We start from the raw sequence: 15591 nt of genomic DNA, 5'->3' as shown, positions 1-15591 counted from the left end.
AATTGATGTGGTATTTTTCTTGGATTTTGGGCACTGGTTTGGCATGCGCTTTTGCCATACTCAATGCCCTGTGGCTTGAGTTAAGAGTGAATGAAAAGCCATTAGAGGAAAACAAAGAAAAAAGGGTATAGCCTATACCGTGGCCTCATCGCTTACCCCGCAACAATGATGCAAATGGAGAATCAATCCTTGCATTCATCCGCTTTTCCATCTTTATCAACCAATTTGTTGGGTATCCTCACAAAAATCAGTTAAAATAAGCAATTTTGCTGCCTTGAGACGTAATGACCGATCAAAGAAAAAAAACGCATTTTGGCTTTGAATCCGTAGCCTGGGATGAAAAGGAAAAAAAAGTTGGCGCCGTTTTTCAATCGGTCGCTAAAAATTATGACCTGATGAATGATCTCATGTCCATGGGTATTCATCGTTTATGGAAGCGCTTTACCATCGAGCTTAGCCAAATAAGAGCAGGCAATACAGTACTCGATCTGGCTGGCGGCAGCGGTGATTTAACCCGCTTGCTCTCTAAAAAAGTAGGGCCAGCTGGGATGGTCATTTTAGCTGATATTAATAACGCCATGTTGACTGTTGGCCGCGAAAGACTATTCGATGAAGGGCTTTATCAAAATATTAATTTCGTACAAGCCAATGCCCAAACCCTGCCTTTCACAGACAATAGCTTTCATTGTATCACTATCGGTTTCGGGTTGCGCAATGTCACTGATAAAGACGAAGCATTACGTTCAATGTATCGAGTATGCAAACCAGGAGGTAAATTAATGGTTCTGGAATTCTCCACACCAACCCTTCCCGGTTTAAAAACAATTTATGATTGGTATTCATTTAATATATTGCCAAAAATTGGCCAACTCGTTGCCAATGACGCAACCAGCTATCAATACCTCGCGGAATCGATTCGGATGCATCCTTGTCAAGAAGACTTAAAAGCAATGATCGAAAAAGCGGGGTTTGAAGATTGCCATTATCACAATTTAACTGGTGGAATTGTTGCTTTGCACATCGCATACAAATATTGAGAGTCTTATGATTAAAAAATATTCCCTAAAAGCCTTGCAGAAAGCGATTAATCATGCGCTGGCTCTTGATGAATCCATGCCGGCTAAAATTGCTGCTTTGCATGGTAAAGTACTGGAAATCATTGTGGCACCACTCGGGGTAAATTTTTACCTCCGCTTTCAGGGAGAGGAGTTGCAACTTTTAGATGATTATGACAGCCAACCAGATACGATCATTCATAGCAGTCCACTCGGTTTAATTCGTCTAAGTTTCTTACCAGCGTCAAAAGCGCGATCCCTCTTTAACGATAAAATTCGCTTATCAGGAGATATCGAGCTAGGACAACAAGTCAAAAAACTCTTTGACGAATTAGATATTGATTGGGAAGGGCATTTAGCTCATTTTACCGGTGATGTCGTCGCCCACCAGCTTGGCTCCCTTTTTCGTCAAGGGTTAGCTTTTAAAAAACATTTCACTCACTCAATACGCCATAACCTTACCGATTACTTACAAGAAGAATTGCGAATTTTCCCCCCTCGTGAGGAAATGGAAGATTTCTTCAATGATATTGATCAATTATCTTTGGACGTTGAGCGTTTACAGGCGCATGTTAACCAATTAATGACTGAACATGAAATCGATTAAACAGCTACTAAGACTCTTACATATCAACACCATTTTGGCCCGTAATGGGTTAGATCAAGTCATTGTCTCTATACGTCTTTTTTCCCCTTTCCGTTTTATTGTTTATTTAAATCCCTGGAATTGGCTGCGTAAACAGAAGCTAACTCGTGGCGAAGCATTGCGCAAAACACTGGAAGAGTTAGGTCCTATCTTTATTAAGTTTGGCCAGGCCTTATCCACCCGCCCAGATATTTTGCCTCCTGATATTGCTGCTGAGTTATGTAAACTACAAGATAAAGTCCCCCCCTTTTCCAGCGAAATCGCCCTAAAGATCATTGAAACCGCTTTTGGCCGCTCTGCTTTTCAGGTTTTTGCCCACTTTGATCCGCAACCCCTTGCGTCTGCATCCGTGGCTCAAGTTCATGCGGCGACTTTGCGTAGCGGTGAAGAGGTGGTGGTAAAGATACTGCGGCCGAATATACGTAAAACGATTGAAAACGATTTAAGCATCATGTACACCATGGCGAATTTTGCTGATCGCTATTGGTCTGAAAGCAAGCGTCTAAAGCCTAAAGAAATTGTTCAGGAATTTGAGCATAATCTTCTTGACGAACTGGATTTACAACGCGAAGCAGCAAACGCAGGACAGTTAAGACGTAATTTTAGCCGCTCGCCTCTTCTTTATATTCCAGAAGTATTTTGGGACTATACCCGCGAAAACGTGATGGTCATGGAAAGGATTTATGGGATTCCTGTCTCTGATCTTGCTACCTTACAAGCCAATCGCATTAATATTAAAAAACTAGCTGAACGAGGCGTTGAGATCTTCTTTACCCAAGTTTTTCGCGATTGCTTTTTCCATGCGGACATGCATCCTGGAAATATTTTCGTCTCCCCACAACGCCCAGAAGATCCTCAGTACATCTGTATTGATTTTGGCATTATCGGTACACTAAATGATAGCGATAAACGTTATCTGGCAGAAAATCTATATGCTTTTTTTAATCGCGATTATCGTCGGGTGGCTCAGCTCCATGTGGAATCTGGCTGGGTCGCTCGAGATACTCGTGTGGAGGAATTTGAAAGCGCCATCCGCACGGTTTGCGAACCTATTTTTGAAAAACCATTGAAGGATATTTCCTTCGCTCAGGTTGTTTTGCGACTCTTCCAAGTCGCACGCCGCTTCCAAATGGAAGTTCAGCCGCAATTAGTATTATTACAAAAAACGTTGCTTGCCATCGAAGGATTAGGCCGGCAACTCTATCCTGAGCTTGATCTTTGGGCAACAGCAAAACCATTCTTGGAAAAATGGCTTAAAGAACAAATGGGGCCTAAGGCTTTCGTCAAGCAATTGCGCGAAAATCTTCCATTTCTTACGGAACAATTGCCCCATATGCCGCGTTTATTGCATGAGGTATTAGAACTCACCAAGGAACAAAAAATTCGCGCCCTTGAGCAGCGTAAAGCAAAAAAACAAGCAACTGATTTTAAGAAAAATTGGTATAAAGGCCTTGGAGTTGGAATTTTTGCCGCGATGATAGCCGTAAGTGGACTTAGTTATCTGAATATATTGAATTATGATAAATTGGCTCCTATAGCCCTTATAGCCGCTATCACGGGCGGATTTATCAGTCTCATTAATCGAACAAAATAGGAGTTAACATGGGATTAGGCGGTATCAAACCCTTATCATTGCTGTTAATTTTATTGATCATCATCGCCTTGTTTGGTACTGATAAATTAAAAAACATTGGCACCGACTTAGGCAACGCCATAAAAAATTTTCGTCGTGCATTAAACGAAGATGAAGATAAAAAATCATGAGCAGTGGCGAACTTTTTCTTACCTTCTTTGTCGCACTTCTTGTCTTTGGTCCAAACAAGTTACCGATGTTAGCCGAACACCTCGGTAAATTGCTTCGCCTCCTTAACCAACTTAAACAACAGGCGACTCTGTTCTGGGAAACTCAGCTGCACGAATACCAATTAAGAGAGAATACACGTAAAGCTGAGCAAGTTGACGCGATATATCAAGAAAGCGAACAAATGGGCAATCAAGAGAAAATTACATAAGACTGCATCCAAATTTAGCATCTTCATCCAACCTTATTTCCCTTTTTTCTGCTCTGGAAGTGAACACTGGGGATGAAGAAATTAACATTGTAATTAGCCTCCTAGTAGCTAATTCCCGTTCCATTTGCTCTTGTTTTTGTTTACTAAGCGCCTCTTCTACATCTTTCTTATGTTCTTTTTGTTCGTCTTCAGTCAGCACAGTTCCGCTTACATACTCACGCTCCATTGCACTGCCTTTATATGCTTGATAGTAAACAGCAAAAGCTTTTGTTATTGCTAGAACTTCATTCGAATCTTGAAAAAATTGGTATTCTTCTCCATGGCTTTCTTGCTGCTCATAAAATAGGTGTAAATAAGAGGAGAATAATTCCGGTGTCACTTCAACTTTATAAGGAGTATGAGAATGGTATATCGTCCTTTCCCATTCATTTGTGTGTTCTTTTTTTAAATGATAAACCCCTGAAGTGAGGGAAACCGCTTCCTCTGACCCTAGTTCTTGAATACTATCTACAAAGTGTCCTTCCAAATGTGTCCAATTCTGTCTTGCAGCCAATGCTGCTTGTGCTTCACCATTAAAATAAATGTTGATTACTTTTCCAACCACTTGAAGTTTAATAGAAATATTATCTTTCTGACTTAAAAGTTCAATGTTAAATGGCATCATTTTCTCCTTAAATTGCTATAGCGCTACAAAAATACCCTTCTAACATTAAGGGAATATTAAGAATTAAACACTTTTGTTAATTTTAAGTTTGTCAGATCGATTTGTGATAAAGCTCCTTATCTGCTCAAAGAATTAGAGATTTACTTGAAAATCCCCTCACTCTTGGCTTAACTAATAAAAGAGGTAATGGCTAAGGAGAGCATCATGCTGGGATGGGCACTGTTTTTTCTTATTGTCGCGATTATTGCTGCCGCCTTTGGTTTTACAGGCATTGCAGTCGCCGCTGCAGGCATCGCGAAAATCTTATTTTTCTTATTCTTAGTTATTTTTGTTGTCTTGCTTGTTATGGGTTTGCTAGGAAGACGAGGTCCACCTCCCGCAGTATGATCTTCTGACACTGAAAGGGGCGTTGGATAATCCTGAGTATTGCCTAACGTTAACCAAAACGAGGCTCAGGCCTGTGGCAATAGGGTAGCTTATTGTGCTTGCTATAATAATTTTGGTGATAACCTTCAGCAGGCCAGAATGGTTGTACTTCAAGAAGACGAGTCGCAACATCATAACCACGGTTGCGCAGGGCTTGAATTAACCCTTCTGCCTCAGCCAATTGTTCATTGTTGTAGTAAAATACTGCACTTTTATATTGCTGACCAATATCAGGACCCTGCCCGGTTCGTTGGGTCGGATCATGGATTTCAAAAAAACGTTTTAATACGGTGTGGTAATCGGTTTTAGCCAGATCATAAACCACGCGTGCCGCTTCGTAGTGGCCAGTATCACCACGGCAAACTTGCTCATAAGTTGGATTAAGCGTGACGCCGCCGGTATAACCGACCTCCACCTTGAGCACCCCAGGCAAAAGGCTAAGGTAATGTTCAACACCCCAAAAACAACCACCTGCCACAATCGCTTCCTCGGTATCCAATACATTACTATCCGGGACAAAATCAATCGAGGCAGAATTCACACAATGGCGAAGGTTTTTATGGGTCAAAAATTCACCCACAAAAACATGCCCTAAATGCGCGTCACATCGGCCGCAAAGAATTTCAGTGCGCTGGCCATCTCGATCAGGAACTTGTTTAACAGCTTGAACGATATCATCATCAAAGCTAGGCCAGCCACAACCAGAATGAAACTGGCTAGCGGCCCGAAATAAAGCTAAACCGCAACGGCGACAAAGGTATGAACCCCTCTTAACAACCGTATTATATTCCCCCGTATGGGGATATTCAGTGGCTTTATCGCAAATAATGCGTCTGGCAGCAGGGGTCAAACTTGCTGTTTTATCGAGATAGTTTTCCATAAAAACACCTCCTGCTACCTAAATCATTAATTGGCGCGATTACAAATTCTGTCTGCCATATACCCAATGGCACCTGCATAGTATATAGAATTATTGTAGCGTAAAATCATCTTATAGTTAGGATAAGCTAAGAAAGTGGGGCCCCCAAAAGGTTGCACAATGCTCGCTTGCAACTCTGGGTGAGGTAAAGGTTGCCCTTCTTCGGTACGCACACCCATTGCATTCCATTCACTTACTGGTTTTACAGTTGATTTACCTTCTAAACTCATATCAAATTTTGGCGGCAACTTCACTTGAATAGCCCAAGGTTCACCTGTTTGCCAGCCATTTTTCTTCATGTAATTGGCAATTGACGCAAAAACATCGGCTTTGCTTTCCCAAATGTCTTTCTTACCGTCTTGATCATAATCAACAGCAAATTGCAGCCAACTTGAGGGTAGAAATTGCGGCTGGCCAGAGGCACCCGCCCACTCCCCTTTAAAATGATCAAGCGTAACATGGCCATCATTAAGAATATGGAGGGCAAGGAACAATTCCTTCCGGAAAAAATCTTGTCGTTTGGAATCATAAGCAAGAGTGGCGAGTGATTTAATGACGGGGAAATTACCCATGTAAGTACCATAGCTACTTTCCATACCCCAAAATGCAACAATAAAACAGGGGTCAACACCAAAATCCCGCCCCACATTTTCTAATAATTCTTTGTTCTTAATATAATTTTTTCGACCCATCATGATGCGGTAGTTATCTGCACGCGAATGCAGGTATTTACTAAACGTCAAGCGGTGTTCAGGTTGGGAACGAGCCAAACCTTTTACCGTCCGGCTAGGTTCATGAATATCTGCAAAAGCTTTATCAAATAAAGCAGGGGAAATACCTTCCGCAATAGCCTGTTCTCTCACCCCAGCAACCCAACTGCCCCAACTTTGCTGATTTGCGAATGCGAATGGTGAAAACACTAGTATCGACCAAGTTACGATTCTTACCCCCAACTTTTTCATGATCCTTCCCCTTGTAGTTATTCTCATCGGTAAGAGATTTGCTGCCATAGCAATTCTTTGTTGTTGCATCGACTAAGCTATGAGATTACTGTTAATTTGGCTTTGCAGTTGAAAAATTATGCAAGCATGAATCATGCCCAGATCATCCCTCGTCCACATAGTACTCTTTGACTCATTGGTTAAGTCTAAAAATTAGACATTGTACACCATCAGCATCTCTACAAGGAAAAAATTATTCTCGATTATTTTGTTGGAGAGTAATTTGCTATAAGGGCACCTTAGCTTTAGAATCGATGATTATTCTCACTAATTTCGTTATAACCTAAGCATAAGGCTAATAATGAATATCAATAAAAAAAAATCCCTTCGACCAAGTATACCGGTTTTTTTATTCGGCTTTTTAGCTTACTTCTTGGGTATCGCCCATGCTTTTGCGCTCCCCCCTTTAAATACCAAATACATTTCCTATTCAGATGTTGGAGAAGGCAAGGTGCTTGTACTCATTCATGCTTTTCCAACGGATAAAGCACTCTGGGCACCTCAACAGCAAGCGTTAAAACAGCATTTCCGCTTAATCACTTTAGACTTATGGGGTTTTGGTCATTCAGAAGGGACATCTGGTCAAACAGTCACCATGACGGAATATGCTGATCAAGTCGCCCAATTGCTTGATCAACTCTACATTAAGAAAGCAATTATTGGCGGCGAATCAATGGGCGGCTATGTTGCGCTCGCATTTTTACAGAAATATCCAGAAAAAGTAGACGGCCTAATTCTCTCCAACACACAAACCGTTGCTGATGAGCCGAGTTTAAAAAAACAACGGGAAGCAACAGCAAGAAAGATACTTGCCCAAGGTACCGAACAGTTAATCAATGACTTCATCGTCAAAGCATTATCACATGAAGCCTCTGAGCAAACACGGTTATTTTTGCAAAACATCATCATGGTACAAACACCCTCAGCGGTTGCTTCTGCCCTGCGAGGGATAGCTAGCCGAAAAGATACTGCAAATGCACTGGCCGAAACCAAGATACCCATATTAATCATTACAGGGGATCGGGATATTGTTGTCCCCCCTCAACACAGTGCTAACATGCATGTTTTAGCAAAAAATAGCAAATTGGTCGTGCTAACCGACGCAGGACATTTATCTAATTTAGAGCAACCTGAACAATGGAATAAAGCAGTCATTGAGATGTTTAATAAAGCAAAATAGGAGAGGGTAGCTAGCCTTAATCTGCTGGCTGCCCTGTTTCACTTCTCTAGTGGAATCAGGTATCAATTACCAATGAATCAATTTGTAAGTTCTAATATCGTTTTCTTACGCAAGATTAACTGAAGAATAATTCCATACAAGGGTATAAAAGTAAGTAAGCTGATGGTGAGTTTAAATACCAAATCCACCGTCGCAATTTCTACCCAATGCGCACTTAAAAAAAGATTAGTACTGTGGTAGAAGGCAATAAAAAAGAAACAGAAAGTATCTAACAAATTACCAAACACATTGGAAACACTGGGAGCGATCCACCATTTTGGATAAAGTCTCAGTTTTTGGAAAATGACAATATCAAGTAATTGGCCTAGCACGTAAGCAGCGAGGCTTGCTAAGGCAATGCGTAATGCGAGTGTATTATGGGCAAATAAATCACCCTGGCTGTAATAATTCGAAATAAGAAAAGAACAGAGAAGGCCGGGCAACATAGCCAGCATAACAACCCTTCGTGCTTCACTCTGCCCAAGCAAGCGAGTACTTAAATCAGTTAAGATAAAAATGATGGGGTAAGTAAATGCACCGCAAGTCGTGCGGAATCCTAAAAAAACAAAAGGGAATTGCACGAGCGTGTTGCTTAAGCAGATAATGCTCACATGCGCCAATACCAACCATTTTATTTTGGAGTTTTGAGCACTCATCGAGTCATGTATAAAATTGAATCATTATGACATGACCTAACCCCACGGTTCAAGCCCAGACTAAGGCAACTATTATTGATTAAGCAAAATAAGCTCTATACAGCAAATACAAACCAACAATAATGTAAACGAGGGCTGCTACAATAAAATACCTTGGATTTTTAAGCCATCCTTTCGCCATTCTAATACCTAATTCTGGAGCAAAAAGACGTAAAAGCCCGCCGATTAACACCAACCAAGCAATAACTGTAATGATTACGGGCCACCCAATAACCCAGACATTATGTGCAATGACCAAAATCAAGCCTAAAATGAGGGTTATTGCCCCAACAACCACCATCAATGCGCTGTCAGAAACAAGCTCATTGATTGCCGTCTTTAACGTTTGTTGGCGTGCGATTAAAAACAGCCCCATGATCACAAAATACCAGCCAATTACTTTTGCTAAAAACATCGTGAATTCCATGACAATTCCCCAATAATCTGAATAAGTTATCCCATACTATAAGTATAGTTGACCACCCATTCCATTAAGCTTATTTACAGATGTTTTTTTGAAGGCAATTTTTATTCTCTTTAGATAACAAAGATTGACTCACTCCTTGGAATTTGTCTTAATCCCTTGTCAATAATTGAGTGAGACTTCGTATGCCTTGTTCCAATTTATTTAATTTTTTTACGTCACGCGCACCCTCTTCCTCGGCAGCACATCGGAATACCCAACGTACCAATGCCGGAACTCAGATACTTGGTGAAATTATGAGTAGTACGACAGACCCATCAGATCCAAATCCTTTGACCATCCTTCCTACCGCATGCGCACAAACGGTTGCGTCGTTCTATTCTATTTTGCGCCACGATACTCATACTTACGAAAAAGGCATCCATTTATTACAAACAATTTTGGCAGGGGCTAGAACGGGGATATCGATTTACTTACTTTACAATCCTCATACCTGCAATGACGAATTTAAAGCCTTCATTTGCACCACACTTGCTTTATGCGGAACGCTTTACGGTGCTACCCTTTTAGTAACTTGGGTTCCGAGCGAAGTATCAAAAGATCCTTTTGTTACTGCAGGCAATCCCACCACTGCTCCCACTGATGGAACAGTAGAATCTCAGGAAGAAGATGGGGCAGGTGACGCCCCTGAACCACAAGGGATGACACTCTAGACAAATTCAGGGATGAAAGGCGGGGAATCATCTGTCCCCGCCGAATTGGTATTGAATTGTGCTGACGCGGTTCACGAAAGTCATGATTTAAGTAAGGCCATATCTCGATGAATACGCCACATAAAGAAAATCATTAATAAAGGAATCATCAGCAAATAGACTGCTATAATCAGCAGGATGATATTGATCATAGAGGGGCTTAATTTCAATTTGTTTAGTAAACCACTTAGTTCCTGAATTTGTTCGGCATTTTTCTTAATCATTAACGAACTTTGCTGGATAGCAGCAATATTTTCCTGAATTGCTTGTGTACTGCGGTTAACAATTTTTTCATTATTTTCTATGGCTAGGCTGGCCTTTTGAATCGCATCACGATTTTCTAAAATCGTTTTGATGCTCATCTCAACGACTTTTTTATTCTCAGCGATAATGCGGCTGCTTTCTTCTACAGCCAATTTGTTCATTTCTATAGCGCTTGTACTCGCTTGTACTGCCAATTTGTTTGTCTCTATTGCATTTGTACTCGCTTGTACAGCCAATTTATTTGTTTCTATCGCGCTAGTACTGGCTTGCACTGCCAATTTGTTTGTTTCTATGGCTTCCGTCGCCGACTCCACTGCTTTTTTATTTTCACCAATCGCATTGGTGCTTTCTTCGACTTGATCTATCAGTTTGCAACCACTAATCATGACGATGATGAAAAGCAGCATTAAACAAGACAAACTTTTCAGGGATGATGCTTTTTTTAGATTTCCTATCATTTGTCACATCCTTTGTTATCTTGATGATGGGGATCGAAAGTCCTTTCCCTGTCCGATATTCTTTAATTTACAAATCTACGAACGAACATAGGGCTAAGAGCCTTACCCGTGAAGAAAATCTCTATATTACTTTCTGTAAGCAGCTTATATCACTATTCAATGATAATTTTGAAAGAATTTCAAGCGATTACTGCTTGCCTCAATAGCTGCCTCACTTTAAGGCCTGATAAGCAGTAATCGATTAATTTTCTTCAATATAGTTATACCCTACTCATTTCAATTGAATTGCGTTCCTCATCATCCTGCGCATGCCCCTCCTCCTCACCATGCTCCTGTGGTTCAGTCGCCGCTCTGACTGTTCTATTTCCAGTAGAGGGAGTCGGATTTTGAGCCAAAACCATACCTACAGAACCTGTAACAACCAACGTTGCACCATATAACGTTTGGAATAAAGCGAGGGCGGTACAGATATCACTTGTTAACTCGCTATTACAGGTTTCATGCTGAAACAGTAGGGCTATTGCCAAACCTGTTTCTGCACTTGAAAGTAAGGTTTGCAAAATTTGCACCAATTTTTCATGCAAATGGGTATCAGAACGAAAAATGGAATACCCTGATATGAGTGTTTGAGCAAATGCGGTAGGTATCACAGCCCAGGGATTTAATGATCCCGCAACACCTTGGGCAACCTGCCCCGTTACTTGTATCGCACCGTTAGTGATTTGAGTATTAAGTTGTGCTTGAGATGAAGTTGGCGCCTTTGTTGAGAACCAATTAAAAAATCCTGACATTTTAAAATCCTTTTATAAAACGCTAGCAGAATATTAAATTAATACGAATTTCGACCAAAAAGTCAATGTTATTTACTAACGGATAACTGATAGTCCAATTACACTGGTAACCCAAAGGGATTTTTTCCTACGAGTTATTGCTGCCTGCAAGATTAGTGTCTTCACACTTACTGCATATGAATTGTGGTACAATGAATTTTACACCCAAAAAGAGATTTACCTTGAACACATTACCTCAATGCCCGAAATGCAATTCAGAATACACCTACGAAGATGGCTCGCTTCTCATTTGCCCAGAATGTATGCATGAATGGGTAAAAGAGGCTTCAAATAAAAGTGAAGAAAATGAGCGGATTGTGAAAGATGCTAATGGGAACAGACTTCAAGATGGTGATACGGTTACGGTAATAAAGGATTTAAAGGTCAAAGGCTCCTCATTAGTTATCAAAGTAGGTACCAAAGTTAAGAATATTAAATTAGTCCAAGGTGATCACGATATTGATTGTAAAATCGAGGGCGTGGGGGCAATGAAATTGAAATCTGAATTTGTTAGAAAAACCAACTAATTCATTTATAGTTAAAACCCACTCTAATAGTTATTTTACATGGTAATAAGTCCACGCTTTTATAAACTTTGTAACTCAAAATTTGCTGCTGTTTTTTGCATTGCCAATCGATAAAAAGCAATAGATAAAAATAGCAACTCTCCCCGTCTACCTTCCGGAATGTTGATTCCGTGGATAAACCCCAGATCATTGCTTTGGGAGGCAACATGCGGTTGTCCCATAAGTATCCCACCTTCCCTCTCCCCCGCATGAAGTGTGGGGGAGAAGCAATCAGGTATGAACCGAGAGAAAATTGTTATTTTTGTCTGCCTTATTGCCTTATTTTATTGCCCTGAGCAGGGAAAATTTGACTTAATTTTGCCCCATCCCTTAAGACTCCCTTAAGCTTTACTATTTATAATTTATTCTTTTATAAGTTCTTCCTGGGTCTAGCTAAATGTTCGAATATGAGAAGCAAAAATTAATAAAATTCAAAGACAAAACAGCAGGTAAAAATAGGAATCCTCTGGATGGTTTTTACGAAACTGAGGGAGAGCCTAAGAAGAAATATTTTATTAAAAAGCCAGCTGATCAAAGGGAATTATTTATCGAAGGATTAATCGGGCGACTTTATAAGGGACTCAAAGACAGAAATCTTATAGATGAAAGATATCATCGCTCTTTAATTTGTGCCGACTTCATCCAATGCGAAGATGGCAGCTATGCGCTTATCCAACCTTGTGAAGAATTTGATGAGCTCTTTAAGTTAATTGGCACAGGATATAAAGATGGTTCCGATCGCGATCCACTCTATGAAATGATCTATGGCCCTTCTCTCTATCCAAACCTGACTAAACAAAAGCTCTATTTTGGCTTGTCAGTAGTCCTGATGCTTGCCATCTTAGTCGGAAATTTCAGCGTACACAGTGGTAATATCGTCGTTTTCAAAAATAGCCGACAATCGGAAGATGCCCCGGAAATCAAGCAATTTGGTGGTATCGATAACGGTGCTGCAAATCGTGACTTCGCCAGGCCAGAAAATAACGAAGATATTCTTGTCCCCTATGAATATAAAAAGGGAGGCCTGAGAAATCATGCGTGGTTTACAAAAGGTTATATAGCGAATTATCGAAATATTAAAGGATTGCTTCCTCATATCGCTTCCCATGCGAGAGAACTGTCTGAGAGGATAGGCGGTGATTTTACAGAAATTATTACCAAAGTATTTAAAGAGCTCCCCCCAGATCTATTGCAGAATAATCAAGAAGTATTGGCCGAATTAGCGGAATACACAGCCATCCCTGGATTCAGAACTGCCACGTTTGGGCCTGAAGGTAATTGCCAAAGTGTAATTGGCAAATATGCTGAAACTTTAAACTTACGGTTAGATAAACTAGGCAAATTACAAGAAGCCCCTCATCTTGCAAAAGCATCTGTATCGGTATACGAAAGTTATATTGCTCCAAAGACTTCAAGTCCTTCCTCATCTGTAATAGAAGGAACCCAAGATGAACAAGCGGATGGAGAAGGGGAAGAATTGCCACTAGAAACAGCCTTAAGGATGGAAGAGCCAATTGCCTTCCCAGCCCGCCTGGAAGCTTGGTTGAAGCATTTCGCAGACCCCAGAACACCAATTGATTTTAGCCAAATAGATTACGATTTGTTAATAAAGGATTATAATCACTATGTCGCTGTTCTGGGAAGACAAGGTGATCTATATAATATATGGCATCATGACTTCCAGTCTTCATCCGGCAATCTATTAGCCTTGTCAAGTAAAGCTTCTTTCGATAGCACGGTACAAACAGGTTATGCTTATGTCCCTCAATATCGTGAGGGTGCCCTATTACGCCATTTATATGCCTTTGCAGCACCAGGCCGCCACGCATCCGAACGTTTCTCCCATTATGATAAACTCGATGCCGATTATTGCAGAGAGGAAAATGAATACTGCACTACACACAAGGAAGCTCAGCCCTCAGCTTGGTTAAAAGTAGTCACTGCATTGCAAAGAGCGCATGGGATTATGACGCTCATCAAAGAATTGCAACGTACTAAAGGCAAGGAAAAAGAGTTTGCAGAATACATTCCGATATGGAAAGAAGACCTTCTAAGCCAATTACACGAATTTAAAAAAGCCTCCGATATAATTACCGACTTGTTTGAGAAAAACACGACACTTAGCACTACTGTAACCGCTTCAGATGAAGAAAAAGACACTCTTAATCCTCGTTATAATGGCTTATTTTTTTACCCCATTACCTATGACGAGCTTAAAGAGATGAGTGGAGCTCAACTGCTTACCATTTGCTTGGAGGAATTATACTCTACCCAGGTAGAAGATATCGAATTAAGCCCATTATTGACACAAATCGTCAGCAATGACCTTTTTTGGAATCAGGCAGAAAGCGCCTACTCTGAAAGCACCTTCAGAAACCGTACTGATAACCCCCATGAAAAAATGGTGCTCTTAACTACCTGGCGCAGCAACCTACTGGAATATCGAAAAATAGTACTTCAATTTCATCAAGAGGACTCGCTATCAAAAAGGGAAGAACTGTTGAGCATGGCATGGGACAAACTTGAAGCACTACCTTTATCTCTTAAAGCTGAGCTCAGAAAAGATTTCGAAGCCGCTTCTTCAATTTTAAATCAATGGAAATTAAGTCATGACACTTATCAGGAGAAAGAGCATACCTATCTTGAAGCATCTGGCCAAAGAAAAATTAGTGCCTTCAAAGAGTTAGATGAAGCTTTCAGGGAATTGCCCCCCAGCTTAAAGCAACCCTATCAAACGGCGAAAGAAGGTTATGATAAAGAAATCCTTTTTTTAAATTCTTACGAAGAATTTAAAAAGGTGCAAATTTTAGAGGAAAAAATAGCCGCTTTTGAGCCCCTGAAAGGGTTGTATTTACAACTGCCTCCCGGAATACAACGCAATTATCAACCGCTGTTGGCTCAATTACAAAAGGAGCATGAACTTTATCAAAAAGTTAAAAACAATCAGATAGTAAATCCAGGTTATACGGTAGAAAAAATTGAGAGAGTCTTTAACCTCATACGGTCTAATCAAGAGTTGGCTGAAAGGTTGATGGAAGGGGCAATATCCGATAGCTCTCTCTGGCATGCCATTGAAGCCACAGAAAAAACGGTTTTCACAAAAGAAATTGCCCAAGATTTACTGACGATAAAACAATTTCATGATCACAAAACTGCTGATAATCCACACGATCAACAGTTTATTGAAGAAATTAATAAATTTTATGATAAAGCGTTAGGTATCCGTTTATCTCAGAAGACCATCAAGAAACAAGCAACCGAAATCCTAAAGACAGCTGAAAATGAGTTTACTCATCGTGACAAAAAGATACGCTTTGTAGCTGATGTAATCATGCTAGTTAGCATTTTGTTCGCTGGATTAGGATTATTCATTATGGGCGGGCGATATCTTGCTGGTAAGCATCCGCTCTTTAGCTGCTCCGCAACCGCTAGGCAGGAAGAGTTAGCTGAAAAATGGATGTCAAAAACCGATCAATTAACTGATGAAACTGTCGAGGCCTGTCTTTTCACCGAACCTCCAGCTATTCCGGTTAATTAGGGCGACCGGGCTTCACACTTAGGCCAATGACCCGAACTTCGGGTCATAAAAGCAGATAGCTGAGGCTAGCTAATCAAGAATTACTTTAGCCAGCAAAGATAATTTTGCCATCAAAATGATTA

At 40.6% G+C, this 15591-nt stretch carries 19 protein-coding genes; 11 read left to right on the top strand and 8 right to left on the bottom strand.

Annotation, left to right across the window (positions count from 1 at the left end; all coding sequences use genetic code 11):
- The first annotated feature begins 2 nt into the window (after positions 1–2).
- From cydX to LMI_RS00330, 6 genes are all read left to right on the top strand, one after another.
- Complete coding sequence (gene cydX / locus LMI_RS15010; protein ID WP_197540468.1) at positions 3–131, top strand: cytochrome bd-I oxidase subunit CydX; 129 nt, start codon at positions 3–5, stop codon at positions 129–131.
- 153 nt (positions 132–284) lie between these two features.
- Positions 285–1037: a bifunctional demethylmenaquinone methyltransferase/2-methoxy-6-polyprenyl-1,4-benzoquinol methylase UbiE gene (gene ubiE / locus LMI_RS00350; protein WP_045098034.1), complete on the top strand. Its 753-nt coding sequence runs from the start codon at positions 285–287 to the stop codon at positions 1035–1037.
- A gap of 7 nt (positions 1038–1044) precedes the next feature.
- Positions 1045–1662 carry a ubiquinone biosynthesis accessory factor UbiJ gene (locus LMI_RS00345; protein ID WP_045098033.1) on the top strand — a complete coding sequence of 206 codons (618 nt, stop codon included), beginning with the start codon at positions 1045–1047 and terminating at the stop codon, positions 1660–1662.
- The gene (ubiB, locus tag LMI_RS00340) at positions 1649–3295 is read left to right on the top strand and encodes a ubiquinone biosynthesis regulatory protein kinase UbiB (protein WP_045098032.1); all 1647 of its coding nucleotides are present in this window, start codon (positions 1649–1651) and stop codon (positions 3293–3295) included. The genes LMI_RS00345 and ubiB overlap by 14 nt, the downstream gene beginning before the upstream one ends.
- Before the next feature lie 8 nt (positions 3296–3303).
- Positions 3304–3465, top strand: a complete 162-nt coding sequence (gene tatA / locus LMI_RS00335) for a twin-arginine translocase TatA/TatE family subunit (RefSeq protein WP_045098031.1) — start codon at positions 3304–3306, stop codon at positions 3463–3465.
- Positions 3462–3713 (top strand): Sec-independent protein translocase subunit TatA/TatB, encoded by a 252-nt coding sequence (locus tag LMI_RS00330; RefSeq protein WP_045098030.1) that lies wholly within the window; start codon positions 3462–3464, stop codon positions 3711–3713. Before tatA ends, LMI_RS00330 begins: the two co-directional genes overlap by 4 nt.
- Here the strand turns inward: LMI_RS00330 and LMI_RS00325 are convergent.
- Complete coding sequence (locus LMI_RS00325; protein ID WP_143000975.1) at positions 3706–4377, bottom strand: hypothetical protein; 672 nt, start codon at positions 4375–4377, stop codon at positions 3706–3708. The two genes, LMI_RS00330 and LMI_RS00325, sit on opposite strands and share 8 nt — an antisense overlap.
- Positions 4378–4581: 204 nt before the next feature.
- Here LMI_RS00325 and LMI_RS00320 point away from each other — a divergent pair, with 204 nt between their 5' ends.
- Complete coding sequence (locus tag LMI_RS00320) at positions 4582–4764, top strand: DUF1328 domain-containing protein (protein ID WP_045098028.1); 183 nt, start codon at positions 4582–4584, stop codon at positions 4762–4764.
- 49 nt (positions 4765–4813) lie between these two features.
- Here LMI_RS00320 and LMI_RS00315 read toward each other — a convergent pair whose 3' ends face one another.
- Both LMI_RS00315 and LMI_RS00310 read right to left on the bottom strand, forming a co-directional pair.
- Positions 4814–5683, bottom strand: coding sequence for a bifunctional methionine sulfoxide reductase B/A protein (locus LMI_RS00315; RefSeq protein WP_045098027.1), 870 nt, complete (start codon positions 5681–5683; stop codon positions 4814–4816).
- A 26-nt stretch (positions 5684–5709) separates the two neighbouring features.
- Positions 5710–6684 (bottom strand): lytic murein transglycosylase, encoded by a 975-nt coding sequence (locus LMI_RS00310; RefSeq protein WP_045098026.1) that lies wholly within the window; start codon positions 6682–6684, stop codon positions 5710–5712.
- A 340-nt stretch (positions 6685–7024) separates the two neighbouring features.
- On the opposite strand from LMI_RS00310, the gene LMI_RS00305 reads away from it, so the two are divergent.
- Positions 7025–7903, top strand: a complete 879-nt coding sequence (locus tag LMI_RS00305) for an alpha/beta fold hydrolase (protein WP_052679396.1) — start codon at positions 7025–7027, stop codon at positions 7901–7903.
- A gap of 77 nt (positions 7904–7980) precedes the next feature.
- Here LMI_RS00305 and LMI_RS00300 read toward each other — a convergent pair whose 3' ends face one another.
- Both LMI_RS00300 and LMI_RS00295 read right to left on the bottom strand, forming a co-directional pair.
- On the bottom strand, positions 7981–8598 hold the full coding sequence (locus tag LMI_RS00300; RefSeq protein WP_045098025.1) for a 7-cyano-7-deazaguanine/7-aminomethyl-7-deazaguanine transporter: 618 nt from the start codon (positions 8596–8598) through the stop codon (positions 7981–7983).
- 79 nt (positions 8599–8677) lie between these two features.
- Positions 8678–9064 (bottom strand): hypothetical protein, encoded by a 387-nt coding sequence (locus LMI_RS00295; protein ID WP_045098024.1) that lies wholly within the window; start codon positions 9062–9064, stop codon positions 8678–8680.
- 293 nt (positions 9065–9357) lie between these two features.
- Here LMI_RS00295 and LMI_RS00290 point away from each other — a divergent pair, with 293 nt between their 5' ends.
- Positions 9358–9774 carry a hypothetical protein gene (locus tag LMI_RS00290; RefSeq protein WP_175576392.1) on the top strand — a complete coding sequence of 139 codons (417 nt, stop codon included), beginning with the start codon at positions 9358–9360 and terminating at the stop codon, positions 9772–9774.
- Between the two features lie 80 nt (positions 9775–9854).
- Here LMI_RS00290 and LMI_RS00285 read toward each other — a convergent pair whose 3' ends face one another.
- Complete coding sequence (locus LMI_RS00285) at positions 9855–10535, bottom strand: hypothetical protein (RefSeq protein WP_045098023.1); 681 nt, start codon at positions 10533–10535, stop codon at positions 9855–9857.
- A gap of 260 nt (positions 10536–10795) precedes the next feature.
- Positions 10796–11326 carry a hypothetical protein gene (locus LMI_RS00280; RefSeq protein WP_045098022.1) on the bottom strand — a complete coding sequence of 177 codons (531 nt, stop codon included), beginning with the start codon at positions 11324–11326 and terminating at the stop codon, positions 10796–10798.
- 221 nt (positions 11327–11547) lie between these two features.
- On the opposite strand from LMI_RS00280, the gene LMI_RS00275 reads away from it, so the two are divergent.
- Positions 11548–11892: a zinc ribbon domain-containing protein YjdM gene (locus tag LMI_RS00275; protein WP_045100462.1), complete on the top strand. Its 345-nt coding sequence runs from the start codon at positions 11548–11550 to the stop codon at positions 11890–11892.
- 59 nt (positions 11893–11951) lie between these two features.
- On the opposite strand, the gene LMI_RS15290 is transcribed toward LMI_RS00275, so the two are convergent.
- On the bottom strand, positions 11952–12113 hold the full coding sequence (locus LMI_RS15290; protein WP_153280295.1) for a hypothetical protein: 162 nt from the start codon (positions 12111–12113) through the stop codon (positions 11952–11954).
- A gap of 215 nt (positions 12114–12328) precedes the next feature.
- On the opposite strand from LMI_RS15290, the gene LMI_RS14725 reads away from it, so the two are divergent.
- Positions 12329–15469: a LepB GTPase-activating domain-containing protein gene (locus LMI_RS14725; RefSeq protein ID WP_052679394.1), complete on the top strand. Its 3141-nt coding sequence runs from the start codon at positions 12329–12331 to the stop codon at positions 15467–15469.
- Positions 15470–15591: the final 122 nt, after the last annotated feature.

Source organism: Legionella micdadei (genome assembly GCF_000953635.1).
Classification (GTDB): Bacteria; Pseudomonadota; Gammaproteobacteria; order Legionellales; family Legionellaceae; genus Tatlockia; species Tatlockia micdadei.
This window is presented reverse-complemented; position numbering and strand designations above follow the sequence as displayed.

Excerpts from the sequence above, each read along its gene's own strand:
- ubiE (WP_045098034.1), top strand. The coding sequence starts at position 285 with ATGACCGATCAAAGAAAAAAAACGCATTTTGGCTTTGAATCCGTAGCC.
- LMI_RS00345 (WP_045098033.1), top strand. The coding sequence starts at position 1,045 with ATGATTAAAAAATATTCCCTAAAAGCCTTGCAGAAAGCGATTAATCAT.
- ubiB (WP_045098032.1), top strand. The coding sequence starts at position 1,649 with ATGAAATCGATTAAACAGCTACTAAGACTCTTACATATCAACACCATT.
- tatA (WP_045098031.1), top strand. The coding sequence starts at position 3,304 with ATGGGATTAGGCGGTATCAAACCCTTATCATTGCTGTTAATTTTATTG.
- LMI_RS00330 (WP_045098030.1), top strand. The coding sequence starts at position 3,462 with ATGAGCAGTGGCGAACTTTTTCTTACCTTCTTTGTCGCACTTCTTGTC.
- LMI_RS00325 (WP_143000975.1), bottom strand. The coding sequence starts at position 4,377 with ATGATGCCATTTAACATTGAACTTTTAAGTCAGAAAGATAATATTTCT.
- LMI_RS00320 (WP_045098028.1), top strand. The coding sequence starts at position 4,582 with ATGCTGGGATGGGCACTGTTTTTTCTTATTGTCGCGATTATTGCTGCC.
- LMI_RS00315 (WP_045098027.1), bottom strand. The coding sequence starts at position 5,683 with ATGGAAAACTATCTCGATAAAACAGCAAGTTTGACCCCTGCTGCCAGA.
- LMI_RS00310 (WP_045098026.1), bottom strand. The coding sequence starts at position 6,684 with ATGAAAAAGTTGGGGGTAAGAATCGTAACTTGGTCGATACTAGTGTTT.
- LMI_RS00305 (WP_052679396.1), top strand. The coding sequence starts at position 7,025 with ATGAATATCAATAAAAAAAAATCCCTTCGACCAAGTATACCGGTTTTT.
- LMI_RS00300 (WP_045098025.1), bottom strand. The coding sequence starts at position 8,598 with ATGAGTGCTCAAAACTCCAAAATAAAATGGTTGGTATTGGCGCATGTG.
- LMI_RS00295 (WP_045098024.1), bottom strand. The coding sequence starts at position 9,064 with ATGGAATTCACGATGTTTTTAGCAAAAGTAATTGGCTGGTATTTTGTG.
- LMI_RS00290 (WP_175576392.1), top strand. The coding sequence starts at position 9,358 with ATGAGTAGTACGACAGACCCATCAGATCCAAATCCTTTGACCATCCTT.
- LMI_RS00285 (WP_045098023.1), bottom strand. The coding sequence starts at position 10,535 with ATGATAGGAAATCTAAAAAAAGCATCATCCCTGAAAAGTTTGTCTTGT.
- LMI_RS00280 (WP_045098022.1), bottom strand. The coding sequence starts at position 11,326 with ATGTCAGGATTTTTTAATTGGTTCTCAACAAAGGCGCCAACTTCATCT.
- LMI_RS15290 (WP_153280295.1), bottom strand. The coding sequence starts at position 12,113 with ATGGGACAACCGCATGTTGCCTCCCAAAGCAATGATCTGGGGTTTATC.
- LMI_RS14725 (WP_052679394.1), top strand. The coding sequence starts at position 12,329 with ATGTTCGAATATGAGAAGCAAAAATTAATAAAATTCAAAGACAAAACA.